The sequence below is a fragment of the Corynebacterium gottingense genome (genome assembly GCF_003693265.1).
Taxonomy (GTDB): domain Bacteria; phylum Actinomycetota; class Actinomycetes; order Mycobacteriales; family Mycobacteriaceae; genus Corynebacterium; species Corynebacterium gottingense.
Map to the genome: position 1 here is coordinate 1 of NZ_RDRE01000154.1, position 1,088 is coordinate 1,088.

A 1,088-nucleotide genomic window follows, 5' to 3' on the forward strand; every position below is an offset into this window, starting at 1 on the left:
CACAGGTAGGTGTGGATAACTTGGGGATGAATCGACGTCTTGTACACACGGCCCAGGACAGGGTGTGGATAACTTGTGGATAACTAGTATCAGCGACCTGGGGAAACGGCGCATCGCTGCTGGTCACAGGAGTTTTGGGACTTTTTGAGTTGTGTGTGCAGGTTGTGAAAAACCCCGTTCACCACCAGATTTGACAGGCGTAAGTTCACCGGCTAGTAACCTAAACTTTGCCGTTGAACAGGGCTTATTCCGCAGAGTTATCCACAGCAGTAGGGGCGCCACCGGTACAGCGCGGGACGTGGCTCGCACACACCTACTAGAACACAGCGTAACAATATGGTCACAGACGTTGCCGTCGTTTATATGTTCGGTATAATTGTCCGCAATGACCACAATGACCGCTCACCGCAGAAAGGGGGAATCGTGCCACCCGCTCACTACTTCAGATGCCAAAACTCGACGGACCATCGCGCGCAGCTTTCGCAGCGGATGCGGGAGGCCGAGTTCGCCCTCTACCGCGGCTACGCAGCCTCGGCTACGGTTGAAGACTTCGACCTCGAGGTCGAAGAGTTAGCTCAGGTTACCAGCCGCCCCAAACATGAGGTCGAAGCTGCGATTTTGGCGTATTTCCGGCTCGCTAGCCTGCCCAAGCTGCTCGCACTGCAAGAGCAGACCTGCCTCCTTTCCGTGCACATGCTCACCGGAATAGATACTGCCCTGTGCAAGATCGGCGCTACCGCGGACGAAGCAACGTGGGCGGCTTTTGACGACATGCTCACCCGGATCTTCACGCCGAAGCGCGCAAACCAGGAGCTCCCCTCCCGCGCGTCGGTTGCCCGCCGCATCCGCACGATGATTGCCAAGCTTGACGTCGGACTCAGCCACAACCCGGAAAAGCGCAAAAAGCGCGAGGCAGAGCACAACCACCGCGCGCGCAACATCGAGTTCTCTGCGCAGGAGGACCACGGCAGCGCGGGCATCGCAACAATGACGCTCAGCACCGATGCCACCACGATGGCCGTCCTTCGCGCCTCGCTGCAGGCCACGGCCCGCCAGGAGAAGGTCTCGCTCGCTGACGCCGCTGTAAA

The 1,088-nt window shown here is 58.7% G+C and carries 1 pseudogene; it reads left to right on the plus strand.

Annotation, left to right across the window (positions count from 1 at the left end):
- Positions 1-423: 423 nt before the first annotated feature.
- Positions 424-1,088, plus strand: a pseudogene (locus EAW56_RS12410) (hypothetical protein); the annotation flags it as partial.